At 67.8% G+C, this 26,934-nt stretch carries 22 protein-coding genes and 1 pseudogene; 11 read left to right on the top strand and 12 right to left on the bottom strand.

All coding sequences use genetic code 11. From position 1 onward, the window contains the following. Positions 1–2 precede the first annotated feature (2 nt). The 5 genes from B4L26_RS05490 to B4L26_RS05470 are packed head-to-tail and all read left to right on the top strand — an operon-like array spanning position 3 to position 5,336. Positions 3–1,358, top strand: coding sequence for an MCE family protein (locus tag B4L26_RS05490; RefSeq protein WP_290716786.1), 1,356 nt, complete (start codon positions 3–5; stop codon positions 1,356–1,358). Beyond that, entirely contained in the window at positions 1,355–2,476 is a 1,122-nt protein-coding gene (locus B4L26_RS05485; RefSeq protein ID WP_290716784.1) for an MCE family protein, read from the top strand. The genes B4L26_RS05490 and B4L26_RS05485 overlap by 4 nt, the downstream gene beginning before the upstream one ends. After that, positions 2,477–3,949, top strand: coding sequence for an MCE family protein (locus B4L26_RS05480; RefSeq protein WP_290716781.1), 1,473 nt, complete (start codon positions 2,477–2,479; stop codon positions 3,947–3,949). Continuing rightward, on the top strand, positions 3,946–4,851 hold the full coding sequence (locus B4L26_RS05475; RefSeq protein WP_290716779.1) for a hypothetical protein: 906 nt from the start codon (positions 3,946–3,948) through the stop codon (positions 4,849–4,851). The genes B4L26_RS05480 and B4L26_RS05475 overlap by 4 nt, the downstream gene beginning before the upstream one ends. Next, the gene (locus tag B4L26_RS05470; RefSeq protein WP_290716777.1) at positions 4,848–5,336 is read left to right on the top strand and encodes a twin-arginine translocation pathway signal; all 489 of its coding nucleotides are present in this window, start codon (positions 4,848–4,850) and stop codon (positions 5,334–5,336) included. Before B4L26_RS05475 ends, B4L26_RS05470 begins: the two co-directional genes overlap by 4 nt. Before the next feature lie 24 nt (positions 5,337–5,360). On the opposite strand, the gene B4L26_RS05465 is transcribed toward B4L26_RS05470, so the two are convergent. Both B4L26_RS05465 and B4L26_RS05460 read right to left on the bottom strand, forming a co-directional pair. Continuing rightward, a complete protein-coding gene (locus tag B4L26_RS05465; protein ID WP_290716774.1) occupies positions 5,361–5,978 on the bottom strand; it encodes a TetR/AcrR family transcriptional regulator in 618 nt (205 codons plus the stop codon). Positions 5,979–5,991: 13 nt separating this feature from the next. Continuing rightward, on the bottom strand, positions 5,992–7,524 hold the full coding sequence (locus B4L26_RS05460; RefSeq protein WP_290716772.1) for a class I adenylate-forming enzyme family protein: 1,533 nt from the start codon (positions 7,522–7,524) through the stop codon (positions 5,992–5,994). Positions 7,525–7,669: 145 nt separating this feature from the next. On the opposite strand from B4L26_RS05460, the gene B4L26_RS05455 reads away from it, so the two are divergent. Then, a complete protein-coding gene (locus B4L26_RS05455) occupies positions 7,670–8,878 on the top strand; it encodes an amidohydrolase family protein (protein WP_290716770.1) in 1,209 nt (402 codons plus the stop codon). A 4-nt stretch (positions 8,879–8,882) separates the two neighbouring features. Here B4L26_RS05455 and B4L26_RS05450 read toward each other — a convergent pair whose 3' ends face one another. Further along, positions 8,883–11,348 (bottom strand): GNAT family N-acetyltransferase, encoded by a 2,466-nt coding sequence (locus B4L26_RS05450; RefSeq protein WP_290716767.1) that lies wholly within the window; start codon positions 11,346–11,348, stop codon positions 8,883–8,885. Between the two features lie 40 nt (positions 11,349–11,388). Beyond that, positions 11,389–12,423, bottom strand: coding sequence for a hypothetical protein (locus B4L26_RS05445; protein WP_290716765.1), 1,035 nt, complete (start codon positions 12,421–12,423; stop codon positions 11,389–11,391). A 112-nt stretch (positions 12,424–12,535) separates the two neighbouring features. Here B4L26_RS05445 and B4L26_RS05440 point away from each other — a divergent pair, with 112 nt between their 5' ends. Continuing rightward, complete coding sequence (locus tag B4L26_RS05440; protein ID WP_290716763.1) at positions 12,536–14,122, top strand: class I adenylate-forming enzyme family protein; 1,587 nt, start codon at positions 12,536–12,538, stop codon at positions 14,120–14,122. Between the two features lie 4 nt (positions 14,123–14,126). Here B4L26_RS05440 and B4L26_RS05435 read toward each other — a convergent pair whose 3' ends face one another. From B4L26_RS05435 to B4L26_RS05425, 3 genes are read right to left on the bottom strand one after another with little or no spacing between them, the layout of a single operon-like run. Beyond that, complete coding sequence (locus B4L26_RS05435; protein ID WP_290716761.1) at positions 14,127–15,683, bottom strand: AMP-binding protein; 1,557 nt, start codon at positions 15,681–15,683, stop codon at positions 14,127–14,129. 46 nt (positions 15,684–15,729) lie between these two features. Further along, positions 15,730–16,125, bottom strand: coding sequence for a Zn-ribbon domain-containing OB-fold protein (locus B4L26_RS05430; RefSeq protein ID WP_290716759.1), 396 nt, complete (start codon positions 16,123–16,125; stop codon positions 15,730–15,732). Next, the gene (locus B4L26_RS05425; RefSeq protein WP_290716757.1) at positions 16,122–17,279 is read right to left on the bottom strand and encodes a thiolase family protein; all 1,158 of its coding nucleotides are present in this window, start codon (positions 17,277–17,279) and stop codon (positions 16,122–16,124) included. The genes B4L26_RS05430 and B4L26_RS05425 overlap by 4 nt, the downstream gene beginning before the upstream one ends. Before the next feature lie 171 nt (positions 17,280–17,450). On the opposite strand from B4L26_RS05425, the gene B4L26_RS05420 reads away from it, so the two are divergent. Together B4L26_RS05420 and B4L26_RS05415 are read left to right on the top strand one after the other, a co-directional pair. Beyond that, complete coding sequence (locus B4L26_RS05420) at positions 17,451–18,758, top strand: phenylacetate--CoA ligase family protein (protein WP_290716755.1); 1,308 nt, start codon at positions 17,451–17,453, stop codon at positions 18,756–18,758. Further along, positions 18,755–19,444 carry a hypothetical protein gene (locus B4L26_RS05415; protein WP_290716752.1) on the top strand — a complete coding sequence of 230 codons (690 nt, stop codon included), beginning with the start codon at positions 18,755–18,757 and terminating at the stop codon, positions 19,442–19,444. The genes B4L26_RS05420 and B4L26_RS05415 overlap by 4 nt, the downstream gene beginning before the upstream one ends. 59 nt (positions 19,445–19,503) lie before the next feature. On the opposite strand, the gene B4L26_RS05410 is transcribed toward B4L26_RS05415, so the two are convergent. Together B4L26_RS05410 and B4L26_RS05405 are read right to left on the bottom strand one after the other, a co-directional pair. Continuing rightward, positions 19,504–20,145 (bottom strand): TetR/AcrR family transcriptional regulator C-terminal domain-containing protein, encoded by a 642-nt coding sequence (locus tag B4L26_RS05410; RefSeq protein ID WP_290716750.1) that lies wholly within the window; start codon positions 20,143–20,145, stop codon positions 19,504–19,506. Positions 20,146–20,168: 23 nt separating this feature from the next. Beyond that, a complete protein-coding gene (locus tag B4L26_RS05405; RefSeq protein WP_290716748.1) occupies positions 20,169–21,518 on the bottom strand; it encodes an acyl-CoA dehydrogenase family protein in 1,350 nt (449 codons plus the stop codon). A gap of 101 nt (positions 21,519–21,619) precedes the next feature. Between B4L26_RS05405 and B4L26_RS05400 the strand changes: the two genes are divergently transcribed. Then, on the top strand, positions 21,620–22,717 hold the full coding sequence (locus B4L26_RS05400) for an amidohydrolase family protein (protein WP_290716746.1): 1,098 nt from the start codon (positions 21,620–21,622) through the stop codon (positions 22,715–22,717). An 82-nt stretch (positions 22,718–22,799) separates the two neighbouring features. Here the strand turns inward: B4L26_RS05400 and B4L26_RS05395 are convergent, their stop codons facing one another. Further along, positions 22,800–23,948, bottom strand: coding sequence for an acyl-CoA dehydrogenase family protein (locus B4L26_RS05395; RefSeq protein ID WP_290716743.1), 1,149 nt, complete (start codon positions 23,946–23,948; stop codon positions 22,800–22,802). A gap of 104 nt (positions 23,949–24,052) precedes the next feature. Next, positions 24,053–24,952: an enoyl-CoA hydratase gene (locus B4L26_RS05390; RefSeq protein WP_290716740.1), complete on the bottom strand. Its 900-nt coding sequence runs from the start codon at positions 24,950–24,952 to the stop codon at positions 24,053–24,055. A 64-nt stretch (positions 24,953–25,016) separates the two neighbouring features. Here B4L26_RS05390 and B4L26_RS05385 point away from each other — a divergent pair, with 64 nt between their 5' ends. Beyond that, the gene (locus B4L26_RS05385) at positions 25,017–25,790 is read left to right on the top strand and encodes an SDR family oxidoreductase (RefSeq protein ID WP_290716738.1); all 774 of its coding nucleotides are present in this window, start codon (positions 25,017–25,019) and stop codon (positions 25,788–25,790) included. Positions 25,791–25,840: 50 nt separating this feature from the next. On the opposite strand, the pseudogene B4L26_RS05380 reads toward B4L26_RS05385, so the two are convergent. Further along, positions 25,841–26,934: pseudogene (locus tag B4L26_RS05380) on the bottom strand (HNH endonuclease); the annotation flags it as partial.

The following is a 26,934-nucleotide window of genomic DNA, read 5'->3' as shown; positions in this document are numbered from 1 at the left end:
GCATGAGGATTGTCGAAGCGTATCGGGACGACATCGCAGATTTCCGCGCACGGCTCACCAAGCGGCGTCTCGCCACGGCCGGGCTCATCGTCGTCCTCGTCGCAGCGGGTTTGCTCGGCTTCAAGGCCTACCGTTATGCCACCCAGACCAATGTCACCGCGTACTTCGCCAACACCAACGGCCTGTACGTGGGCGACAACGTCAAGATCATGGGCGTCGACGTCGGCAAGATCGATCAGATCAAGCCCGACGGCGACAAGATGAAGGTGAAGTTCCACGTCCGTGGGAAGCACCGCCTGCCGGCCGACGTCAAGGCCGCTATCCTCTCGCCGACGCTGGTCAGCGCACGCTTCATCCAGCTCGCCCCCGTGAGCGCCGACGGCCCGCAGTTGGAGTCGGGTGCGGTCATCCCGATCGACCGGACCGCGGTGCCGGTCGAATGGGACGACTTCCGCAAGCAGCTCGAACAGCTGTCCACGATGCTGGGCGGCGCGGGCGACGACAGTCGCAGTGGCAAGCCGGGACCGTTGGCGCGGGTGGTGACGTCGTCGGCGGATGCGCTGTCGAACAAGGGCACCACGATCGGTGACACCATCACCGCGATGACACGGGCGATGACGGCGGTGAACGACGGCCGCCGCGATATGTTCGCCACGATCCGCAACCTGCAGCTGTTGGTCACCGCGCTCGCCGCATCCGACCAACAGATGGCGCAGTTCAACACGTCGATGGCCGACGTGACGTCCGCGCTCACCAACAGCCCCGACGAGCTGGCCGCGGCGCTGACCAGCCTGAGCGTGATGATGCCCGAGGTGACCAGGTTCGTCGGGGAGAACCGGGACAAGCTGTCGGGGTCGGTGGCGCGGTTGAGCACCGTGGTCAAGTCGCTGCAGTCGGTGCAGCCCGACATCGAGCAGCTGTTGCATGTCGGGCCCAATGCCTTCCAGAACTTCAACAACATCTACCAACCCGCGCAGGGCACGCTGACCGGTGCGCTGACGGTGACCCAGTTCCAGAATCCGCTGCAGTTCATCTGCGGCGCGATCCAGTCCGCTTCGGGCGAAGGGGCCGCGGCATCGGCCCGACGGTGTGCCGAGTACGTGGGGCCGGTCCTCAAGAACCTCGCGTTCAACTACCCGCCGGTGGGCATCAACCCGATCGCCGGGGTGCAGGCCCGTCCGGACCAGATCGACTACAGCCAGTCCTACTTGCGGCCGCCGACCGGCATGAAGGGCACTTCGGTGCCCGGTGTCTTCGTCCCCGCGAACCCCGCCGCTCGCATTGTCCGTGGCGGCACGGGTCTGCGCGGGCTGATGGGCACCGACGGGCTGAAGGCCCCGGGAAGGGGACCGCGATGAAGCGCACCGTCAAACCGTTCGTCGCGGCGGTGCTCGTCGCGACCGCGCTGGGGATCAGCAGCTGCGGCTACTCCAACCCGAACTCGTTGCCGCTTCCCGGGACGAAGGGCAAGGGCGGCTTCTCGGTGCAGATCGAGATGCCCGATGTGACCAACCTCGAGCAGAACTCGCCGGTGCTCGTCGACGACGTGAACGTAGGCACCGTCTCGAAGATCGAGCGCGACGGCTGGCACGCGTTGGTGACGGTCAAGCTGGAGGACGCGGTCGACTTGCCGGCCAACGCTGTTGCCCGCGTCGCACAGACGAGCCTGTTGGGGTCACTGCACATCGCGCTGGCCGCACCCATGGGCGAGCAGCCGGTCGGCCGCTTGGGACAGGGGTCGCGGATCCCGTTGAGTCGGGCGGGCAAGTACCCGACAACGGAGCAGACGCTGTCGGCGGTCTCCTTCGTCCTCAATGGCGGCGGTCTGGCGCAGCTGGGCGCAATCAACCAGCAGCTGAACGCGGCCCTCAACGGACACGAGGACCAGGCCCGCGCGCTGATCCGCAATCTCGACGTGTTCACCCGCAGCCTCGCGCAGCAGCAAAAGCAGATCATCGCCGCAACACAGTCGATGGACCGGCTCGTCGCGACGGTGAATCGGCGGTCTGACGCAGTCGACGCGGCACTGGTGGCCATTCCGCCCGCACTCGAGGTGTTGGCCGGCAACACCGCCGAGATCCGTGACGCGGTGATGTCGATCGGTGAGTTCGCCAACCTCGCCGACAAGGTCGTCACCGCCAGCGGCGACGACATTTCGACGAACCTGGCCAACATCTGGCCGGCGTTGCGCCAGCTGGCCAATGCCGGACCGCACTTGACCAAGTCGATGGGCCTGCTGCTCACGTTCCCGTGGCCGCAGGCCGGTATCAAGAAGTTCATCCGCGGCGACGCCGGCAACCTCAGCGCCACGATCGACCTGACGCTGGGGCGCGCCGACAACTCGTATCTGCAGATGACCGAGGGGGATGGGCGGCTCACGATGCTGGAGACGCTCCTGGGCCGCACCGTTGGCCGTCAGCCGACGCCGAAGACGAGGAATCCCCTCACTGCGCCGATCCTGCGAGGGGGGAGCTAGATGAGCCGCTTGGTCCGATGGCAGCTGGTCCTGTTCTGCCTGGTCACCGTGGTGTCGATTGTCGTCATGGCGGTGTGGTTCATGCGCGTGCCCGACAAGGCGGGCCTCGGCCGCTACCAGGTCGCGGTGGACCTCACCGAGTCCGGCGGGCTCTACGCCACCTCCAACGTGACCTTTCTGGGGCAGACCGTCGGCCGCGTCAAGCGGGTCGAGGTGACACCCGAGGGCGCCCGCGCGTACCTCGACCTCGACTCCGGCGTGCGCGTGCCCGCCGACAGTCGTGCCGAGGTGCACAGCCGCAGCGCGATCGGCGAGCAGTTCCTCGACCTGATCCCGCCGGTCACGGCGCCGGGTGCGTCGGCGAGCGGGCCGAATCCAGCGCAGAGCGGTGGCACGACGTATTTGGCCAACGGATCGGTGATCCCCTCGTCGCGGACGAGCGTGCCGCAGGACATCGCGCCGCTGCTCGACGATCTCGACGCGACGCTGGCGGGCGTGCCCAACGACAAGCTCGGCGATCTGCTGACCCAGTCGGCCGACGCGTTCGGGGGCAACGGGGAGAATATGTCGCGCCTGTTGGACGCCTTCCACGCGTTCACCGCCGACGCCAAAGCTAATCTTGTGCCGACGAAGAAGTTGATCACCGACCTGGTGCCGGTGCTGCAGTCCCAGCAGGTGTCCTCCGATGCCATCCGGCGGTGGGCGCTGAATCTCGCCCAGCTCACCGGCCAGCTGACCGGCCGCAACGATGCTTCGGTCCGGGCGATCATCGAACAGGGCCCCGGGGCGATGGGACAAGCGAACGCGCTATTCCAACAGTTCCGCCCGACACTGCCGCTGCTATTGGCCAACCTGGTCAGCCTCGGCGAGGTGGGTGTCACCTACAACCCGAGTCTCGAACAGATCCTCGTCGCGATCCCCCAGGGCGTCTCCGAGCTGGCGACGATCGCCGTGCCCAACATGGGCGGTACCAACCGCGGGTTCCTCTCGTTCAACACCAGCACGCTGAACTCGGTTCCGCCGTGCACGACGGGGTTCTTGCCGGCGTCGGACCGCCGCGACGGGTCTGCCGTCGATTCGCCGACCCGTACCTCGCGCGACCTGTACTGCGCGCTGCCGCAGAACACGCAGGTCGCGGTCCGCGGTGCGCGGAACCTGCCGTGCATGATGAAGCCGGGCAAGCGCGCCCCCACCGTGAAGATCTGCAAGAGCCCCTACCCGTACCGGCCGTTGGGCACCAATCCGTGGTACGGCAATCCGACGCCGACCACCAACAACGGTGCCACGGGCGGGCCGATCCAGCCGTCGGGCTACCGCCCGGACTTCTCCAACGGCGGGCTCACCGGAGCGGCCTACTATGACCCCCGGACCGGGTTCCTGGTCGATACCGATGGCAACTCATATCGGCAGCAGAACCTGAAGAAGTCGGATGGAAAGGCCAGGACGTGGCAACAGATGATGCCGACCGCGTGAGCACGTCGCGCGACGCCGTCGAACGTGCCCGGCTGCGTGCTCAACGCGCCCGCGAGGCAGCCGATCTGGCCGAGGCCGCCGCTGCCGCGGCAGAGGAGGCCGCCGCGGCGGCCGATCGTGCCAAGGCCGCCGCCGCGGCACTCGACGCCGACGACGAGGATGCCTTCAGCGAGCCAGAGGCCGTCGGCCTCGACAAGACCGACGACGAGCCCGCTGCCGACGAGGCCGACGCCACCGTTGGCGAGCTTGTCGATGACAAGGCCGACGACGACGAGGGCGACGACGGCGAGGGCGACGACAAGGGCAGCGAAGGCGTCGACGACGAGGCGGCAGGTTCAGGTGATGCCGAAGCGGAGTCGCACCCCGCGCCTGCCCGTCGACTGGGGGCCGCGCTGGCGGGCCTCGCGACGACGCGCCCGACCCGCGCGACGCTCATCGCCGCTGCGGCGGCCGCGCTCCTGATCGCCGCGGTGGTGGTGAACGCGGTGCTGTTCTTCCAACACCGGTCCGCAGTCGATGAGCAGAAACGTCTCGATGCTTTTGTCGTCGCCGCCCGGCAGGGGGTCGTCAACATGACGAGCATCGACCACACCCGCGCCAAGGCCGACGTCGACCGTGTTCTGGCCCAGTCGACGGGGGACTTCAAGGCCGACTTCCTCAAGCGTTCACGTGATTTCGTGGACGTCGTCCAGAAGTCCCAGGTAACTACGAAGGGGCAGGTCAGCGAGGCCGGCGTGGAGAAGGTGAATCCCGACGGCTCGGTCGTGGTGCTGGTCGCCTCGACGTCGAAGGTGACCAACGCCGCCGGGGCTAAGGACGAGGACCGCTCGTGGCGACTTCGGGTCACGATGGTCGACGGAAAACCCGGGCCCAAGATGGCGAAGGTGGAGTTCGTCCCATGACAAAGATCAAGGAACACCGCACCGCAGTGGTGGCTGCGGTGCTCGCATTGCTGGTCGCGCTGGCCGGTTACCAGTACTTCGTCGTCCGCGCCCACGACCGCGCTGTGGCGAGCGCCCGGACCGAGGCCGTCGCGGCCGCCTCGTCGGGTGCGGTGGCGGTGCTGTCCTACCGCCACGCCTCGGTGGACAAGGATCTCGATGCGGCGACCAAGCGCCTGACCGGACAGTTCCTGGACTACTACAAGAAGTTCTCCGTCACCGTGGTCGCGCCGGCCGCGAAGGAGAAGGGCATCGACACCAAGGCCACAGTCGTGGGCTCCTCGATCGTGAACGCCGCCCCGGATACGGCGACCGCCCTGCTGTTCGTCAACCAGTCGACGGTCTCGGCGGCGAACATGACGCCGACGATCTCGGCGAGCTCGGTGCGCGTCGTGCTCAAGAAGATCGACGGCAAGTGGCTGATCGAGAAGTTCGACCCGGTCTGACCCGGCCGACGCACGAGCAGGCCGCTACCCGCCGGTGATCGCAGCGGCGGCCCGCTCGAACGCCCGGAGCGTCTCCGCGCCGATGGAAGCCGAGTCGCCGGCGTCCTGCCACTGCCATAGCGCCGTGGACAGGCAGGACACTGCGAGTGAGGCCAGCAAGACTTGGTCGAAGCTGGGCCCCTCGTCGCCGCGCTCGCCCGCCAGCGTGCGCGAGAGGGCGTGTTCCCATTTCAACCGCATCCGCAGGCTGCGCGCTTCCAGGTCGGGCGTGGTCATGACGAGTCGGGTGAGGCGGTGTGCGTCCGAGGTCGCCTCGGTCAGGAAGCTCTGGGCGAACTGGGAGACCGGTTGGGCGAGGGCCCCCAGCTGCTGGGAGCGGTCGGGGCGGTCGGCGGTGAACCGGGCCAGCGAGCGTGCGGCTTCGTCCTCGTTCGCGAAGAGGACGTCCTCCTTGGAACCGAAATGTCGGAAGAAGGTTGCGCTCGAGCAGCCCGCGGTGCGGGCGATCTCCTCCACCGTCGTCTCCTGATAGCCCTTGGCCTCGAACAGTTCCAGGGCGGCGGTCTCGATGTCGCGGCGGGTCCGCGCACGGTTCTTGTCCCGCTGCGTCGGTGGATTCGACGGTGCCGCCGGAGCGCTCATATGCGAGAGTCTATCAAGATGTGAGAGTCTCGCACGCGACGGCTAGTCGTCGGCGCAGAAGCTTCCCGCTCGGCGAACGCGGCAGGTCGTCGACGAACAGGTACGACGTCGGGCGCTTGTAGGAAGCCAGTCGCTCGTGGGCCCAGTCCCGCAGTGATGCCTCTAGCTCGGCGGAGGAGCCGCGGTGGGTGGCAGGGTCAACGACGACCACGGCGATCACAGACTGCCCGCGCCGCTCGTCCGGAACGGCGAATACGCCGCAGTCGGCGACGCCGGATGCCGCTGCAATGGTCTGCTCCACCTCGACCGGCGAAACTTGGAAGCCGGACACCTTGATCATGTCCTTGGCGCGGTCGACGATGGTCAGCTTCGCCTCCACCCCCTCTCCGTCGATCACGGCGATATCGCCTGTCCGGAACCAGCCGTCGGACAGCCAGGGCGAGTCGGGCTGCGGTGTCGCGTATCCCGCGGCGACGCCGATGGAGGCGACCTCCAGCTCGCCGGGTCCGCTGCCCCCACCCGCGATCCGCCATGTCGTTCCGATCGTCGGAGAGCCGGGCGATCGCAGGCTCCAGTCCTGCGGCCGGTCCACCGGGTTGAACGCCAGCGCTACCGCTTCGGTCATGCCGTAAGACAGCAGGAATCCGACGCCGGTCGTCGCCGTGACCGACTCGGCTGCTGCTGCGGGGATTGCCGAGCCGCCCCACATGAAGTAGCGCAGCGACTTCAGGTTGCGCCGCGCCAGGTCGTCGCGCTCGGCGAGGCGGTGCAGAACCGGACCGGCGAGGGTGACCACGGTGCTGCCCTGGGCCTCGACGGTGTCGAGGCAGGCATCGAGGTCGAAGCGACGGAACAGGGTCACGGTGGCCCCGACTGATAGGGCTGCCAGCGTCATCGTCGCCCCGTACAGGTGGCACAACGGCACCGATACCTGGATGCGGTCCGCGCGGGTCAGCCCGAGGTGGTGGGCGATCTGGCACACCCCGCCGACGAGTGACCCGACGGTGTGCCGGACCCCTTTGGGTCGGCCGGTCGTGCCCGACGACATTGGGAGGTAGATCTCGGCGTCGGTCGGTAGCGCCGGGTAATCGCCCCGGAGCGCGGTGCTCGGCCGCGCCACGGTGGTCGGTGTGGGGAGCATGCTGCACCCACGGTGCTCCGCCCAGGCATGCTCTTCGTCGCACAGGATCCAGCGGGGCGCGAGGTCGTCGATGATCGGTTCGAGTTCGTGGCGGGTCCAGGAGGCGTTGGGCGTGCACACGGCGACGCCGAGGCGGGTCAACGCAATCAGGGCGATGACGAACTCGGGTCTGTTGTCCATCAGAATCATCGCCCGGGCGCCGGGAAGCACCCCGACCTCGCGATAAGCCGCGGCCGCATCGTCGACGAGGCCGTCGAGTGCGTCATAGGACCACTGGTGTGCCTCGAAGAGTAGGGCGGGCGCAGTGCCCGAGAGGGCTCGACCGGCCTGCAGGCAGTGGCCCGGGCCGGCGCTGATCGCGTCGGCGATCCACTGCGGGGTGGATGGCTCGTGTGCGTCGGCCATGGCAGTGGGACTCCTCTCCGCGGTATGCATCTTATCCGTTAGATAGTTTAGCTGTCTCTTGTGAGAGAGTCTCGCATGATGATAGAGTCTCACGCATGGCGGGCATAGGTCGCCCGCGACCAGAAGAGCGCGTGAAAGGACGACGATGGCCCTGATTGAGAACACGGTGGGCACCCTGCCCTACCTGATGACCGACTTCGACCAGCACTCGTACGAGGCGACCGACGCCTTCACGCGGTTCATGCCCGCGAACAAGCTCCACACCGCCGTGCGGCCGGTCGAGGTGCCCGGATACGACCGCAAGGTGCTGCTGGCCAACGACCGGATCGTCACCGCGCTGGAGAACGACCTCGACGAGGCATACGTCCCGGGGTCGCTGGTCGAGATGCTCAAACAGCGCGCCTCCGGTGAGGCCACCGACTCCGGCCGCTTCTACGAGCCGATCCAGCCCGAGTACCGCGACCGCGACAAGCGCATCATCCAGCTCGGCGAGCAGCAGATCGAGAAGGCCATCATGTACCCCGGTGGGTGGGCTCTGCTGGCCGAGGCCTACCTCGACGGCATCGAGCCGCTCTACGACAACATCGAGTCCTTCAACAAGTGGATCGACGAAGACTGGGGCTTTGCCTACAAGGACACCATCTACGCCCCGGCGATGATCTCCATGCGCGACCTCGACCGTGCCTGCGAGGAACTGGACCGTGTGCTCGACAAGGGCGCGCGCTTCATCGTGATGCCTGCCGGCCCGGCCTATGGCCGCAGCCCCGGCGACCCGTACTTCGACCCGTTCTGGGCTCGGATCAACGAGGCCCGCGCCGTAGTCTGCTACCACATCGCCGAGTTCTACTACCAGTCCAACGTCGCCGCCGACTGGGGTTGGGGTCTCGTCCCGCCGTTCCAGTTCTCCGCCTGGCAGTGGCAGAACACCTACGGCGAGCGCCCGATCACCGACACGCTCTCCGCGCTGATCTTCGACAACCTCTTCGGGCGGTTCCCCAACATCAAGGTATTGGTCAGCGAGTTCGGCTCAGAGTGGGTGCCACACTTCATCCGGCACATGGACAAGAGTCGAGGCATGGCCCGCAACGGTCGGTGGCTGGGCGGTCAGCTCAAGGAGCGGCCGAGCGAGGTCTTCAAGAAGCATGTGCGGGTGGTGCCCTATCCGGAGGACGACACCGTCGGCCTCATCGAGAAGCTCGGCTCCACCGAGACGCTGCTCATGGGTTCGGACTGGCCGCACGCCGAGGGGCTGCGCGAGCCGGCCGACTTCTACGATCGGGTCGAGGGCCTCGGCGACGAGACGCGCCGGTTGTTCCTGCGCGAGAACGGGATGAACCTGGTCGCCGGCACCTAGGGCCTCAGCGGGTCTCGAGGGTGGCTTCCCGGGCTACGCGCGCGACCGACGGTTCGGTCAGCGTGAGGTGGACCGAGGTGACGGTCGCACCGGCTCCGGGCGGTCCGACGCAGATCCGCCGCGCATCGAGTGCGCCGAGTTCAGGAACCGACTCGACCAGGGCCGACACGCGCAGAAGCAGGTCCACCAGTGCGTCGACGTCGACCGATGGGCGGTCCGCCGTACCGGCCAGGATCGGGTAGCTGCGCAGCGATTCGACCATCATCCGGGCGTCGCGGTCGGTGAGTGGCGTGATCCGGTAGACGATGTCGCCGTAGAGCTTCGCGTACATACTGGCCGAACCCAGGGCCAGCACCGGACCGAAGATCGGGTCGTCGACGACGCGCAGGGTGACGTCCTGACTCTCCCCGTGCTGATCTTCCCCGCGCCCACCGTCGTCTGGCGTTGCGTCCGCGTCGCGCAGGTCGGCGACAATCCCGAACGTGGCCAACAACCGCTTGGCGCGGTCGGCGTCCAACTCGCCCGGCCCGAAGCCGCGCACCAGGATGCGCGCCTCGGCGACGGACACGCCCTTCGGGGTTCGGATGATGCCGCCGGGCATGCGCAGCCAATTGTTGTAGGCGACCGCGTGCCCCAGCGCGGTCGCCGCAGCCTCGGGGAATCGATAGGACGGGATCGACCGCGACGGGGTGACGCGCAACTCCTCGACGACCCCTTCCTGGGAGAGGAAGCTGGCCAGGACGGGCTTGTTGGGCACCGATGTGGCGGCGTCGACGATGGCTTGCGCGATCGGCGCGGACCGTTCCACCAGCGGTGGGATGAACAGCACGATGACGGCATCGACGCCGCGGTCGCCCAACAGGGCTCCCAAGGCGACCCGGTAGTCGTCCTCGTCGCCCTCGGGTGTCAGGTCGACCGGATTGGACGCCGGACGGCCGATGTCGGCCAACACCCGCACGGTCTCCTCGGCGAGCTCGGCGAGCACCAGGCCGGCCGCACGGCACGCACCGGCCGCGAGGGAGCCCGGGCCGCCGGCATTGGTGAGGATGGCGATCCGCCGTCCCGGTGGAGGCGGCTGATTCGCCAACATCAGCGCGGTGTCGAACATCTCCTGCATCGTGCGGGCCCGGATGATCCCGGCCTGGGTGAACAATGCGCCCAGCACTGCCTCGGAGTCGTCGCCGGCCCCGGGGTGGACGGCAATCACCGGCTTCTTCACCGCCAGCCGGCGGGCGATACGGGAGAAGCGACGGGCGTTGCCGAACGTGTCGAGGTGCAACAGCACCAGACCGGTGTTGCGGTCGGTCTCCCACCATTGCAAGAGGTCGTTGGGCGACACGTCGAGCGAGTCGCCGAGCGAGACGAATCCGCTGAACCCCAATCCGACGCGGGCGGCGTGGTCGAGTACGGCCAGACCCAGTGGGCCCGACTGACTGGCCATCGCAACGCGACCGCCCGGCGGCACGGTGGGGGAGAACGTCGCCATCAGCCGCACGTCGTGGCGCACGCTGATCACGCCCATGCAGTTCGGTCCGACCACGCGCATGCCGTGGCCCCGGGCGAACCGGAGCAACTCATCCCCGCGATCCCCGGATCCGTCCATCTCGGTGCTGACGACGATGGCGGCGCCGACGTCGCGCTGCGCGCAGTCGTCGAGCACCTGTGGAACGTCGGCCGAGGGGACGGCGACGATCGCCAGGTCGAGTTCCTCGATGTCGAGAACCGAGGCGACGGTGGTGACGCCGTGCACCTGGGCCGCGTTGGGGTTGACCGCGTGGACGGGGCCGGTGAACCCACCGTCGAGGATGTTGCGCAGGACGGCTCCGCCCACCGAGCGGGCACTGCGACCGGCGCCGACCACCGCGACGCTGCGCGGCGCGAATACCGGGTGCAGGGATGAGGCGATGGCGGTGCTCGCACGGCGCTCGGACCGGACGAGTACCTGCCGCCGCGGGTCGACGGTCAACTCCAGGTGGGTGATCCCGCCCTCCTGGTCGAACTCGACGCGATAGCCCGAGCTCTGGAACGTGCGGATCATCGGCAGGTTCTCCGACACCACATCGGCCTCGAACACCTCGATACCGCGTTCACGCGCGGCCGCGGCGAGATGTTCGAGGAGCAGCCCGCCCAGGCCCATGCCCTGGTACGCGTCTTCCACTGTGAAGGCGATATCGGCGCGGTCGGCGGCAGTCTCGTTGCGGACGTAGTCGGCGACGCCGATCACGTGGTCGTCGAGCGTCGCCAGCAGGACCAGCCGGTCGTGGTAGTCGTTGGTGACCAGGCGGACCGCAGCGTCGCGGTCCATCGTGATGATCGGACCGAGCGAGCGGATCGCAATGGTCCGCCGTGAGAGTCGGCCGTTGAACCCCAGGACCACGTCGGCATCGTCGGGTGATGCCGGACGGATCAGGATCGACCGGCCGTCGCGCAACAGGCCCGGGCGCTCGAGGTCAAGCGGATAGGCGGTCATGGCGCCAGACTACGTAGCGCCGCCCCCGTCCGACCGGTGTTCACCAGTGGCGGCGTTCACCGTTGGCCGGCACCGTCTCGCCCCAGGCCATCCAGACGTCCGGGACCCGGTCATCGTCGGCGCGGTGCATCCGTCCTTCTTGCTGGGGGTTGGGCACCTGGCCCAGCCCCATGTGACCGTGCGGATCGGGTTCGCAGACCCACTTCTCTCCGCCGATGGTGTAGTCGATCCCGTCATGCCAATAGCCTTCGGCGCCGCGGGTGATGGTGAGGTCCATGTCGTGGCCGGCCGTCGTCCAGGTTCCGTCGCTGCGGGAGATGATGGCGACGCCGAACCCGCCGTTGCCGAACAGGAAGTGGCCGACCTCGGTGGAGTCGTCCTCCGCATAGTGGTTGGCCCACGAGTACCAGGTGAGGTACTCCGCATCCAGAAGCGGGTCTTTGCTCACGTACAGACGCCCGCCCGGCGGCATCCACGCCTCCTCCCAGAAGAGGAAGCCGCGCACGTGGCGGCCCAGGATCGTGCCCTCCACCAGCCACGTCTGCGTGAGGTAGAGCAGCGACGACTCCGGTCCGGGCAGGTACCACTGCAGCGGCGGGACCACGAGCGTCCCGGCGACGTCGATGACGTCGGTCTCGGTGTAGGCCATCGCCTCGGCGGTCAGCACCAGATTCATCGACCGTCCGTGCTCGTTGGCCGGTGCGGACAGGTCGAAGGCCCCGGAGTCGGTGATCGTGCGGATGATGGCGTCGCTGTCGGGTGCCAGGCGCGGCTCTTTGCGGACTGCCAGATCGATGCCATTGCCGCCCTGAAGCAGGATCAGCTTGCCGCCGAGGGAGTGGCTGTGCGCATCGGCATCCGGATCGCGGCGCGCCGGAATCCGGCGCATGATCGAGTAGAGGTGGCCGTCGTCGTCGCGCAGCGTGCCCCAGATGTACCCGGCTTCCAGGCCGAGGCCGTGGATGGTGCGGTCGGGGTCGAGGGCGGCGGTGGGGTCGAAGATGCGCGTCGAAGCGATCGCCGCGTGGTGGAACGAGCCGGTCGGCGTCGTCCGGGTGGTACCAGTGCTGGTCATTCGTGGTTCCCCAGGGTCGTCGGGTGCTAACGTCTATTAGTATAATTCATTATCTGATTATGATAACCGGTGCGACTGCCTCGCCGGTTTGTTTCGGGGAAGGGGACGCGTGATGGACCCCTCGTCGCTGCCCGGTTGGGGTGAGCGTCCCGAGCGGGGTCGTTCTTACTTCCGCGGTACCGACGCGGTCCCCGATTCGTCTGCCTTCGAGACGGTCGGCTCACGGTTCGCCGCGGTCGCTGCGGCACACCCCGACCGGACGGCCCTCGTCGTGGCCGGTGAGTCGGGCGATCCGACGACGATGTCGTGGGCCGAACTGTCTTCGCGGGCGGGTGCCGTTGCGGCGGGACTCACCCTTCATCGCAGTACGCGTGGTCGCATCGGGATCCTCGGACGCGACCGTGCCGGGTGGGTGTGCACCGCCTATGGAGCCGCGCTCGCCGGCCTGGCAGTCGTGCCCATGCCGAGTGCCGAACCCGACGAGGCGCTGGCGGGCTTGTGCGCCCGCAGCGGCGTCGACCTCGTCGTCGCACTGGCCGACCGGCCCGCCGTGGAACTGGGCGCGACCCCGGTGATCGGATTCGACGAGCTGGCAGTGACGGGGGACCGCCCCGATGCCGGGCCACCGGCGCGGGGGACGCGCAGCGCCGACCCGTTCCTCTATCAATTCACTTCCGGCACGACCGGTGCGCCCAAGATCGCCGTGTTGAGTCACCGGGCGGTGCTCGGCGCCGCGACGGCTTACGTTTGCGGTGCCGGAGCCGCCGACGGTGCGGTGGTCATGAACCCACTACCGCTCGAGCACGTCGGCGGATCGGTGGCCGGGATGATCGGGGCCCTCACCGTTGCCGGCACTTACGCGTCGGTCTCGGCGATCACGCCCGCGGCGATCGCCCGGGTCATCCGCATCGCTGCGCCGACCGTCGTTGGCATGGTTCCGACCATGCTCCTGGACCTGCTCGACAGCGGCGCGACGACACCGGCGGACTTCGGTTCGGTGGCCTCGGTCGTCGGTGGCGCTACCAGCGTGGACCCTGCGCTCATCGACCGGGTTGAAGAGGAACTGGGCATCACCTTCCTTGTCGCTTACGGGCAGAGCGAGGCGCCGTGCGCAACGTTGAGCGCTCGTGCCGACACGACCCTGCAGCGCACCCGCACCATCGGGCGTCCACTGCCGGGTCGTGACTGTTGCATCGCCGTCGACGGCGAGGTCGTCGACGAGGCGCAGGTCGGCGAGTTGTTCGTGCGCGGCCCGCTGGGAATGGACGGCTATCTCGCTGACGACGGCGCGCTGGCCGTGGTGACCGATGTGCGCGGCTGGATGGCTACCGGTGACCTGTGCTCGATGCAGGACGGAGTCATCACCTTCCACGCACGCAGCCGCGACGTGGTGATCCGGGGCGGGGAGAACCTCTATCCGGCCGAGATCGAGCCGGTGATCGCCGAGCACCCCGCGGTACGCGAGGTGACGGTGTTCGGCTTGTCCGATGCGCGCCTCGGCGAGACAGTCGCGGCCGCGGTTCTCCCGGTACCCGGCGCAACGATCGACACCGACGAGCTGGATGCCTTCGCGGCGGAACGGTTGGCTCGCAGCAAGCGGCCGACGCGATGGTTCATCGTCGAGGACTTCCCGCGCACCTCAACCGGCAAGATCCGGCGGGCCGACCTCGTCGGTCGGCTCGCCGGACCGGACGCCTGACCGCCTAACCGGTGGTCTGGGTGATATCCGTCTTGCCCGGGTAGCCCCCACCGCCGAACTGCGCGTCGAGAGCGTCGTAGTCGGTTTGCCCGTTGACCGTCGGAAGCTCGACGACGAACTCGACCGACTTGGGCTTCTTGTAGGAGGCGATCTGGGAGCGGACGTGTTCGATGAGTTCTTCGGCGGTGGCGCTCGCCCCCTCGTTGAGTGCCACGACCGCCTTGACCGACTGGGTGAAGGCGGCGTCGGGAACGCCGATGATCGCTGCCTTGGCGACCGCCGGGTGGCTCGCCAACGCACCCTCGACCTCGGGTGGGTAGATGTTCTCGGCGGCGGACTTGATCATTCGGGTCATCGTGCCCAGGAAGGAGATCGTGCCGTCGGCCTCGCGGCGCCCGGCGTCGGTGGTGCGCCACCAGCCCCCGGGCAGGAAGCGGTCGGCGTTGACCTCCGGCCGGTTCCAGTAGCCCAGGTGGACGGTCTCGCCGCGGACCGCGATCTCGCCGATCTCGCCGTCGGGCACCTCGTTGCGGTCGGTGTCGACGATCTTCACCTGCGTGAACGGCGACGGCCGGCCGCCGTTGCCCAGGCCCGGTTCGCCGAAGCCGCGCAGTAGTGCCAGGCCGGTGACCTCGGTCTGGCCGAACCCGCCGGACTGGCGGGCCCACAGATTCGGGTCGGCCGGCAGGGCGTCGCCCCACACCGGCGTGAACGCTCCGGCACGCAGGCTGCTGATGTCGAGACCCTTGGTCTTGTTGAGCTCCTTGATCTCGAAGATCGTCGGCGGCATCAGGAATGCCGCGGTGACCTTCTCGTCGGCGATCAGCTGCAGGATCTCGGCGGCTTCCACGCGTCGGACGTAGATGTTGGTACCGCCCATCAGGAATGTCGACAGCGACTCGAATTGGAAGTTGCCGATATGGAACAGCGGTCCGGAGTTGACGAAGACGGCGGCGTGGTCGGTGCCGGTGATCCGTGCGGTGGTCGCGGCCATCGTCAGGAGGTTGCGGTGCGAGAGCATCGAGCCACCCGGGCGGTCGATGATGGCGGCGGTGTAGATGACCAACAGCGGGTCATCGGCCGACACCTCGCCGGCGGTGGGTGCGGTGTCGGACGCGGCGGTGACCAGGGCCTCATAGCCGTCGGCGTCGGTGGAGTCGTGCTGCAGCCACACTGCGTCGGCACCGGCCAGGTCGCGGGCGGCACCGACGGCGTCGCCGATCTCCTCGGCCTGCCACACGACGACACGGGGATCGAAGTCGTCGATGACGAAGGCCATCTCCTGGGCGGACTGGCGCCAATTGGCCGGGCAGATCATCGCGCCCACGCGTGCGGTAGCGACGAACAGCTCGAGGAACCGGTGCGACGACTGGGCCAGCCACAGGATGCGGTCGCCGCGACCGACGCCGTGGTCGGTGAGAACGTTGGCGACTTGGTTGACGCGGCGCTCGAACTGCGTCCACGTGAGGCGGACCTCGTCGTCGATGACCGCGACGGTGTCCGGGTAGCGCCGCGCGTTCTCGCTGCTGACGTCCGACAGAGTGATGTGGTGGATGGACATGGTTGCTCCAAACTCGTTGTGATCACCGCCGGTGACGGTGGTGCGGTCAGGTGATGGCCGGCCGGAAGACCGGAAGGGTCGCGTTCTCGATCTCCTCGAAATCGACTTCGACGGCCATACCGATGTGTACGTCGTCGGGGTCGCAGCCGACGATGTTGGTCAGGTAGTTCCACCCCTCGTCGACGGCGACGACCGCCAACACGTAGGGGACTGTGAAACCCGCGGCCGGTGGCCGGTGGACGATGCTGAACGTGGTGACTGTCCCGGTGCCGGCGCTGGGCACGTAGGACCAGTCGGTCGACGCGGTGCCGGGCACGCAGAGCTCCGGCGGGAAGAAGTGGCGACCGGTCTGGTTGCACCGCGGCACCACGAGCCGGTGCTCGGCAGCGGCGGACCAGAACTCCTGCGACAGGGCGGTCGGCGGGGCGGGCTGGACCCTCATCGTGACCCCTTTCCGAGGATCGCCAGTTCGTAATGGCTGGCCGCCGATCCGGCATTGGCGGCCAGGGCGACCTCGACGTCGGCGAGTTGATGCACGGCGGTGCCGCGGAACTGGCGTACGCACTCGATCAACTTGAGCGTCATTTGCTGAGTGCCGTTCCAGGCGTAGGACAGGCAGCCGCCGTCGGGGTTGGTCGGCAGCGCCCCGTCCAGCGCGATCGCACCGCTCTCCACGAGTGGCCCGCCCTGCCCTTCGTCGCAGAAGCCCAAGACCTCGAGCTGGCGGATGACCTCGAACGAATTCGGGTCGTACAGGCTGAGCAGGTCGATGTCGCCGGTGCCCACGCCAGCCAGGTCGAAGGCGCGACGGGCGGCGCGCTCGCCGAGCCGGCCGACCTCGGAGTACGACGGCGGCGCGACGTAGGAACCGCCGGCCAACTCCATTCCGCCGCCGAGCAGGGTGACCGGGTCGTGGCGACAGTCGCGCGCACGGTCGGCACGGGCCAGCACGATGGCTGCGCCACCCTCGCCGGACAGGCAGACGTCGAGTCGGTGTAACGGGCTGGCGATGACGGGGGAGTCGAGGATGTCGGCGACCGTGTACGGGCCCTTGCCGTACATCACGGCCTCGGGGTTGGTGTGGCCGTTATTGCGGATGGTCGCCGCGACGGTGGCCAGTTGCTCGGGGGTTGTTCCGAACCGGTGCATGTGCTCGGCGGCGACGAGGGCGAACAGGGGGACCACGTAGCCGCCCCATACATCGGTGAATTCCGACGGGTCTCCGACGCCGACTGTCGCGCCCGGTCCGAACATCCCTGCCATCGCGCCACCGACCACGGCGACGTCGCACAGGCCGGCGCTGATCGCTGCTGCGGCCTTGAGTGCGCCGCGCGCGCCCGAGGTATCCAATAGTGAATCCGCCACCCACGAGAGCGGGCCGCCGAGCGAGCGCGCCCAGGACGCGCCGTCCGTGCCGTGTCCTCCGGGTCCGGGCCAGTCCACTGCGACGCCGTCGACCTCGCCGGGTGCGATCCCGGCGTCATCGAGGGCGCCGAAAACCGCCTCGGTCGCCAGGTCCAGCGCGGTCCGGTGGGGAAGCGAGCGCCCCTGCTCGGTGGCGTAGACGCCGACGACGGCCACGTCGTGCAGGCTCATCGCGCTCCCTTCGGTCGAACTGGCCGGTGCCTTGAATCTGACTCTATACCGTTAAATAGTCTTACTGATATAGTGTGCAGCAGATCACTTTACGATGCAAAGTTACAGAGGTCTCGCTGCGCCCGTTTTGGGTGGTTTGCGAAGGTTGTCGTACGAGAAGAAGGGGCCGACATGGCTGACAGTTTCGAAGTACTCGAGCCCGGGCTGGAGCGGGCGTCCAGGGAGGAGATCCACGCCCTCCAGGAGGCGGCGGTCATCGATCTGGTGCACCGCGCGTGGGACCACTCGGCGCTGTACCGAGAGCTCTGGGGCAAGGCTGGGGTGGACCCGGACAAGATCAATTCACTTGCCGACTTCTCGGCGCAGATCCCGACGCTGACCAAGGCCGACATCATCTCCTACCGCGTACGCACCGGTGACCAGTACGGCGGCCTGCTCATGGTCGACCCGAGTGAACTGACGTCGGTGACCTCGACCTCGGGAACCACCTCGGCACCGGAACTGCTGCCCGAGATCTGGAACACCACACCGCCGCTGGCCACGTGCTCGGCGCGCGATCTCTACGTCCATGGCCTACGGCCGGGTGATCGCGTGCTCGTCCCCGTCGGGGTCTTCCGCAATACTTTCGACGACCTCTACCGGCTCCTCGGCCTGGTGCCGGTGTACGCCGACAGCTGGTTGGGCCAGGGCGAGGGGATGCTCCGCGCGATCAAGAAGCACAAGGTCGCCTACCTGCAGGCGCATCTGCCGGCGATCATGGAGTTCGAGAAGCTCGAGGAGCACCACGATCTGCGCGAGGCCTTCGCCTCCATCAAGTTCATCTCCTACGCCGGCATGCCGATGGGTGAGGCGCTCAAGCGCAAGGTCAACGAGGAGTGGGGCGTGAAGGTGGTCACCTACACCAGCGCCGGTGACACCGGAACGGCCTGGGAGGGCCCCGGCCTCGACGGGTACCAGCTGTGGGAGGACACCGTCTTCCCCGAGGTGCTCGCCCCCGACTCCAACGACGCCGTCGCCGACGGCGAGGTCGGCGAGCTCGTCGCCACCGACATCGACAACCGCGCCACCCCCTACATCCGATTCCGCTCGGGCGATCTCGTGCGCGTGTCGCGCGAGCCGTCGTCGATCGGTCGGACGCACGCCCGGATGTGGGTCTCCGGCCGCGCCGGTGACGAGACGATCGTGGCCGGCAAGGCGATCGCCGTCGCCGACGTGTGGGCGATCGTCGAGGCGGAGCCCGAGCTCTCCGACGGGATGTTCCAGATCATCCGCGCCGCCGAGGGCGGGATGCAACGCCTGCGGCTGCGCATCGGGTACGCACCCGAGCGCACGTCCGACGTGGGTGAGCTCGAGGATCGCATCACCAAGAACCTGGCGTCACAGCTCGGCGTCGGCGTCGACGCGGCGATGCTGACGCTCGAAGACATCCTGAAGTTCAGTTCCAGTGTTGCCAAGTTCCCGAGGACGGTAAAAGAATGAGTCGCCAAACCATGATCGAGGCCGCGCAGCAGCTGCCGCGCGGAGACCTCTTCGGCATCGGTGTGTATCAACTCGACGGTGAGTTCATCGAGTTCGAGATGCAGGCCTCCGACGTCGAGCTGGACACGGCTTGGGCCAAGGAGTTCCTCTCCGCCGCCGGTGTCACCGCCGCCGACCACGTGCTCATCTCTCTCAGCAATCACGAGGGGCCGTGGCTGACGGCAGTCCTGTGGGCGCTGCGCCAGATCGGCGCGACGTACACCCCGGTCGAGGTCTACGGCTGGGACGTCGCCCGCTACGCGTCGATCATCGACCGTCTGCCGATCACCGTCATTTTCGGCGTCTCCGAGGAGACGGTGGGCGCGCTGGCCGGCCAGCACGAGGATCTGAGCGATTACCTCTCCGGCGTCCGCCTGGTCTGGGCGCGCCCGGGGGCGTATGAGCGGCTGGTGGAGGAGGGCGTCGAAGCTCGTCCCCTGGCCATGCTCGGCCCGGTGCTGGGCCTGGGGGAGACCCCCGGGGTCAACGAGGTTGTCGTCAACGGCGCGTCGTGGGAGATCAACGAGGGCGAGGGGCAGCTGCTCGCCTCGACGACCCCCGTTCGGACCGTGTCCGTCGTCAACGCTCCAACGGGATCGTCGGGCCGGATCGTCGAGACGGGGCCGACCACCCGCATCGCGCTCTGAGCGCTACCGCCATCGGGCGGTGACACAGATCGACCCTCCGGGCCGGGCCTCCACGGTGACTACACCGCGAGCCTGGCCCGGAGCCCGTCGATGAGGGTGTCGATGCCGAAGTTGAAGTAGTCGGCGCCGCGCAATTCCGCGAGGTGCGGTGTCACCTGCGCCAGCGCGGGTGGCAGATCTGTTTCGACGGCGGCCGAGGGTGCCATGGTCACCTGGTAGCGGCCGAACAGGTACGTGTGGATCATCGCGTAGGCGAGCAGTGCCTCGCTCTCGGAGAACCCGGCGTCGAGCAGGATCGCCATCACCGCGTCGACGATGCGCTGATCCGCGTGCAGCATGCGCTGCAGGAGCAGCCCCGCGATTCCGGGCTGGCGACGCAACTGTCGGTCGATGTTGTCGATCAGCGAGCGCAGCTGCTCCTCCCACGACCCCTCCGTGGGGATCTCGACGTCGGCCATCGTCGCCCGCGCGACCAGGTCGAGTAGCTGCTGCTTGTCGGCGACATGGGAGTAGACCGCCATCTGCGAGCGGCCCAGCTCACGGGCAAACCGCCGCATGGTCAGCGCCTCGAGGCCCTCCGTGCGGATCACGGCCAGAGCGGCGTCGACGATCTGTTCCTCGGTGAGCGTCGGTGGCCGTCCCTTGGGCCGCGCGGGCGACGCGGCGGCCGCGTCCCCGATATCCCCGGATGCCGCTGTCACGGTCGCAGTCTAGCTGTGCCCGGTCAGATCCCGAGTCGTTCCAGCTGGCGCTCGTGGGCCAGTGCCGGCCCGCCCAGCAGCAGGTCGGTGGTGCGGGCCCGGGCGCGCAACTTGTCCACGAATGCTTCGTCGGCACCGGTGAATACGGTGTCGATCTGCAGGGCGACCTGGCGGACGGCGGCCGAGCACCCGATGTGGGCCATCGCGGCCGCGACCGACGCGGCATCGAGGTTATCGCTGCTCTGGTATTTGACGGCGCGGTACCAGAGGGCCGTTGCGGCGCTGCGGGCCAATTCGAGTTCGGCCATGGCGCGGGTGAAGCGGTGCCAACCGGAGTCGCCCTCGTCAGTGGTGGGCGGGAGTTGCGACAGGTGCTTGAGTGCGCTGTCGACCATGCCGGTCTGCTCGCCGGCCAGAGCGGTGGTGGCCCGATCGACGGTGCGGTTCATGATCCGCCCGCCCGCGCCTTCGCGTCCTATCCGCCTGGCCGGTGCGCCGGCGAAGGAGATGTGGGCCAGCGGCCGGGTCGGATCCAGGCTGGGTAGGACCTCGACGGTGACCCCGGCGGCTGAGCGGTCCACGGCGTAGAGCGAGGGGCCGCCGACCGTGCGGGCGATGACGAGGATGACATCGGCGGCGTCGACACCGGGCACGTACCACTTGTCGCCGGTGATCGTCCATCCGTCGCCGTCGGCCTCGGCGCGGACCTTGACCAGGGCCGGGTCCCACGAGCCGGTCCGTTCCGCAGCCGCAAGGGTGCAGGAAGCAACGTCGACGGAGTCGTCGGTCGGCGAGGCGGCGATCGAGAAGGCCTGGGCACCCAGCCCCGCCGAGCCGAAGTACTCGGTATTGCCGAGGGTGAAGCCCGCCGAGTACGCAACCTGCGCCAGGCCAACGGGGCCCTCGAACGCTGCGGCCCGCCACCGCTCCTGCGGCAGGATCGTGGTCAGCTCCTCGTTGCGCTCGATTACGCGCCCGGTGACGTCGACGGCCAGCGCTTCGACGGCCGCATCGGCCTGCGCGGTCAGCGATGCGGTGGCCTCGACCAGCGGCAGCAGGCCGTCGCGGAAGGGGTTGTCAGTGGTCACCAGCAGGCGCGGCCCCAAGACCTCGGCGACGAATTCACCGGCGGCGGCTAGCACGCGGCACTGCGTCGCGGTGACGATGTTCGGCGAACACTCGATGCTTCCGCGCTGCAGTTCCCGGGCGGCGGTGAGGCCGACCAGCAGATCGCTCAACCGGCGCCGCAGGGCCCGGTCGTCCCACGTCCACGTCGAGCGCATCAGCGCCGAGAGCGTCTCGGCGTTGAGGTTCTCGAGATAGCCGTTGCGCTGCTCGTCGGTCAGGCTCTTGCTGCCGGTTTCTGATTGCACGATGTCCTCCAGGCCGTCGGGGTGTTCCCATTATTGCGCGAATACGTTACAGTGTAAAGTATGTGTAGCCCCACGCCGCACCGATCCCGAGGAGGACGACCATGACCAAGGCCCTGCCCGCCGAACTGCACGAGCCCGAGCACGAGAAGATCTGGGCGCACTCGGGTGACTCGCACCTGATGGAACCCGAGGACCTCTGGACCTCGCGACTGCCCAAGCGGCTGGCCGACCGGGCCCCCCGGTCCGAGCGCGGCGAGAAGTACGAGATCGTCTACATCGACGACAAGCAGATCGACCGGCAGCTCAACGACTTCATGGACGCCATGCGCCCGCCGGGCTTCAAGGACCTGACCATCCGGCTCCAGGACCTCGACCAGGAGGGTGTGCGCAGCCAGCTCGCCTTCCCGTCGATGGGCTTCTGGGTGTGCACGATCCGTGACCCGGAGTTGGAGAACGCAGTCGCCAAGGCGTGGAACGACTGGGCGATGGAAGAGGTCATGTCCGTCCAGGACCGCATCTTCGCCCCCGCGATCATCCCGCTCATGGACGTCGACAACGCCGTTGCCGAGGCCGAGCGGGCTGCCGAGATGGGCTTCAAGGCGCTCTACTTCCCCTGCGGGATCGACGACGACCGCGCGTGGGGCCTGGACATCTGGGAGCCGCTGTGGACCAAGGCCGAGGAACTCGACCTGCCGCTGACCTTCCACATCGGCACCGGCTCGGAGAACGTCGTCTACCGCGGACCCGGCGGCGCGGTCGTCAACTACATGGAGACGACCTACCCGGGCATGCGCGTGGTCACCCACCTCGTGGCCGGCGGTGCACTCGACCGTCACCCCGACCTCAAGGTCCTCGTCGCCGAGGGCGGTGCGGGCTGGGTGCCGGCGATCGGCGACCGCATGGACGAGGCCTACCGTCAGCACGGCATGTTCGTGCGGCCGCGCCTGTCGCGGCTGCCGAGTGAGATCGTGCGCCAGCAGGTGTTCGCGTCCTTCCAGCACGACATCAGCGCCGTGCAGGTCATCAAGGACACTGACTACTACAACGTGCTGTGGGGCGACGACTACCCGCACCTGGAAGGCACCTACGGCCACACCCAGGAGACGCTGCACACGGTGTTCGACGGCGTGGAGCCCGAGATCCGCGACCGCGTGCTGCGCGGCTCGTTCGAGGAGCTGTTCCCGACCGCCGTCAGCTGAGCCCGCAAACTGGAAACACCGGCCGCATCGAGGAATCGATGCGGCCGGTGTGCTTGTGGGGCCGGACGGTCAGAACCGGGTTCTAGAACCCGAGATTGCGGCCGATCAGGTCCAGCATGATCTCGTTGGTACCGCCGTAGATGCGCTGCACGCGGGAGTCTCGCCACTGGCGGGCGATCTCGTACTCGTTCATGTATCCGTATCCGCCGTACATCTGCAGGCAGCGGTCGACGATGCGCCACTGGGTCTCGGTGGACCACCACTTCGCGCCCGCGGCCTCCTCTGCGGTCAAGGTGCCCGCGTTGACCGCCAGGATGCACTGGTCGATGTACTGGGTCATGATGTCGACCTCGACCTTCATCTGCGCGAGGGCGTGGCGATTGACCTGGAACGTGCCGATGGGCTGTCCGAAGGCTTTGCGCTCGTGCGCGTAGTCGGTGGTGAGCTTGACGACGCGACGTGCCTGCGCCGCCGCGTGGATAGCGATGCCGAGGCGTTCGGCGGGCAGGTTGCGCATCAGGTGGTAGAAGCCCTTGTTCTCCTCGCCGATGAGGTTGCCAACCGGTACCCGGACGTCCTCGAAGAACAGTTCTGAGGTGTCGGCGGCCTTCTGGCCGATCTTGTCCAGATTGCGCCCGCGGGTGAACCCCTCCATCCCGGTTTCCACGACGAGCAGCGACAAACCCTTGTGGGGCTTGTCGGCGTCGGGGTCTGTTCGGCAGACCACGACGACGAGGTCGGCCATCGCGCCGTTGGAGATGAAGGTCTTGGATCCGTTGACGACGAAGTGGTCGCCGTCGCGACGCGCGCTGGTCTTGATGTTTGCCAGATCCGAGCCGGCGCCGGGCTCCGACATCGCGATTGCGGTGATGTATTCACCGGTGACGTACTTGGGGAGCCAGCGCTTCTTCTGCTCGTCGGTGGTCAGGTCGCGGAAGTAGCCGCAGAGGATGTCGTTCTGCACGCCCAGGCCGATGCCCACCGAGCCGGTGGCGTTGTACTCCTCGCTGATGATGGCGTTGAAGCGAAAGTCCTTGATGTCGGCGCCACCGTACTCCTCGGGCATCTCCCAGCCGAGCAGTCCGAGTTCACCGGCCTTGAGCCACGCCTCGCGCGAGGCGTGGCCCTGGGCCTCCCACTCCTCGACGTGGGGCACGCACTCGGTTTCGAAATACTTGCGTGCCGTCGCCCGGAACTCCTCGTGCTCGGGTTCGAAGATCGTTCGCTCCATGTTTCCTGACTCCACTCGCTGCGGCACCGAGGGTGCCTCTCATTAATTCGCTTAATATACTATCTAATTAAACCCGACGAACAGCTCCTTCGGACCGCCGGCAGTCAGGGTTCGTCGCGCCTGCTCGGCCGAATTGGCCCGGCATTGCGCCAGCCCTCAATGTCGGGGCCGGGTTTCGCGGCGGGGAACTTATCGTCGTGGAGTGCGGTCCAGTGGGCGTGCCCGAGCTGGTGCAGGTAGAAGCTGTGTTTGAGCGACTCCTGGAATCCCATCGCATCCACGGCCCCGTTGATGGAGTCCTTGATCAGCAGCCGTGCCATGGCGGGCCGGCGCGCGATGCGCTCAGCGAACGCGACGGTGTTGGCGGCCAATTCGTCGAGGGGAAAAACCTTGGCGACCATGCCCAGGCGGTAGGCCTCGTCGGCGTCGATGGAGTCGCCGGTGAGTAGCAACTCCTTGGCCTTGCGCGGCCCGAACTCCCATGGATGGGCCAGATATTCGACGCCGGGCATGCCGAGCCGGGTGGCGACGATATCGGCGAACGTCGTGTCCTCCGCGGCGACGATGAGGTCGCACGCCCACATCAGCATCAGTCCGGCCGAGATGACGTTGCCGTGCACCTGCGCGATCGTGATCTTGCGCAGGTCGCGCCAGCGACGCGTGCACTCGAAGTAATAGTGCCACTCCTGCAGCGTGCGGCGTTCGACGTGAGACGCGGCGGTGCCACCGTCGATCCGGAACGTCGAGTGCTGCGCCGGGCCGGGGAGTTCCTCGTCGATCGCGATCTGTGTTCCCATGTCGTGCCCGGCGGAGAAGCTGGGACCGTTCCCGGCGAGGATGATCACCGCCACCCGGTCGTCGGCCTCGGCCCGGCGCAGCGCCTCGTCCAACTCGACGAGCAGCCCGCGGTTCTGGGCGTTGCGGGCATCGGGTCGGTTGAGACTGATGCGCGCGATCGTGCCGTCGTGGAGCGTTTCGGTGGTGATGAACCTGGGCTCGGCCATGGTTGTATAGTACAATCCGTTAACTAATTGACCAAGCGGTTCGACAAATGTGAGGACGGGAACGATGGGGAAGCTCGACGGCACGGTAGCGCTCGTCACCGGTGGTGCGGGCGGGCTTGGCGAAGCCGCGGTCCGCGCACTGCACGACGAGGGGGCGGCGGTGGTCATTGCTGACCTTGCCGACGAGCGCGGTGAGCGCCTGGCTGCCGAGTTGGGTGACCGGGTGGCCTACCAGCGGGCCAGCGTCCTCGCCGACGACGAGGTTGGCGCCGCCCTCGCTGCTGCAGCTGCGCTGGGCGAGTTGCGCACCGTTGTCGTCGCACACGGCGGTTGGGGAGTCGCCGAGCGGCTCGTCGGGCGCGATGGCACACCGGCCACGCTCGAGGGGTTCAGCAAAACGCTGGACCTGTACCTGTCCGGGACGTTCAACGTCGCACGCTTGGCGGCCGCACACATGGCGGCCTTGGCGCCGCAGGAGTCGGGGGAGCGCGGGGCGATCGTCACCACCGCGTCGATTGCCGGCTACGAGGGTCAAATCGGCCAGACCGCCTACGCCGCCGCCAAGGCCGGCGTGATCGGCCTGACCATCGCTGCGGCCCGCGACCTCTCGGCCACCGGCATTCGCTACAACACGATCGCACCGGGCACCATGCGCACGCCGATGATGGAGACCGTCGGCCCCGAGGCGTTGGAGAAGTTCTGCGCCAATGTGCCGTTCCCCAAGCGTTTGGGCGAGCCTTCTGAGTTCGGTGACACCGCGGTGTTCCTCGCCACCAACCGGTACGTCAACGGCGAGGTCATCCGCCTCGACGGTGCGCAGCGATTCGGTCCGCGCTAGGAATCGATCCGCGGTTTCTAGAGCCTCGAGTCATACGTCGAAGGACGCCGTCAGAAGGGCGGGTCGCCGTCGGTTTCGCGGGGGTGTTCGCGGCGTCGGTGGTATTCCTGTTCGGCGTGCTGCCATTCTTCGGCGAGTCGTTGTTTGCGGTTGGCGGCGCGTTCGGCTCGTCGTCGGCGGTGCTTGTCCTTGGTCCGATTGCGCAACCGCGGCTTTCGGTGATCGAGTGCATCCCGAGCTTGCGAGGGATGTGTATCGAGATCTGGTGACGGGTCATGCCAGGTGAAGGTGTCAAGACTCGGGAACAAGTCCGTGTTGGTTTCGGCGGGTCCGGGGAACCGGATTCCTTCGGGTGAGACGACTTCGGAGACGAGGCGGCCATTGTTGTCGCGGTATTGGTCGTCGACCCAGCCGTGGGCGAAAGTCTTGAAGTTGTGGTGCATCCGGCACTTCGCCCCGAGTTCGTCGGGGCTGGTCTGCCCACCTTCGCCGGGGTTGTCGTGGTCGTACTCCTGCACGTGGTCGATATCGCATTTCCAGGCCGGTTGATCACACCCGGGGATGGTGCAGTAGCCGTCGCGGGCCCGGATGAACGTGTCCAGGGCGGTGGAGGGCCGGTACGGGTCCGACGGCAGATAGGTGGGTAGTGAAACCCCGGCCGACGCGGTGTCGGTGTTGTCGTCGGCGCTGTCGTCGCCTGCCTCACCCCTGCTTCCGGTGGTGGCTGACTGCGGGTTGAGCGGCCGTACGCGCACGTCGTCGCGGGCCAGCAGGTCGCGCAGGTGGGCGGCGGAGATGACACCGTGGCCGTCCATGAACGCGGGGTTGTCGTCACGTCCGTCGACGGTGGCCTGATCGGCGATCACGTGCACTAGTACCCGCCCCTTGGCGATGGCTTGGTTCTGCTGGTCGGCCACCCATGCCGCCAGCGCATCGGGTTCGGGAATCGCGGCGGCACAATCCTCACGGTCGCAGTCGCATTCGAACGCGGTACCGGTGAGCAACGCGAACAGGGCGTCACTGCTACGCGCCGCACCCGTACGGGTGTCGTGCGGGCAGGCCAGGGCGGCCAACGCGAGGACCGCGTTGTGGGCGATGGTCGCATTGTGGGCGGTCATCGTCGCCGAGCTTGTCAAGTTGTCTG

The organism is Gordonia sp. UBA7599 (assembly GCA_002477755.1).
GTDB lineage: Bacteria > Actinomycetota > Actinomycetes > Mycobacteriales > Mycobacteriaceae > Gordonia.
The sequence above is the reverse complement of the archived record's forward strand: the minus strand, read 5'-3'. Positions and strand labels throughout refer to the sequence as shown.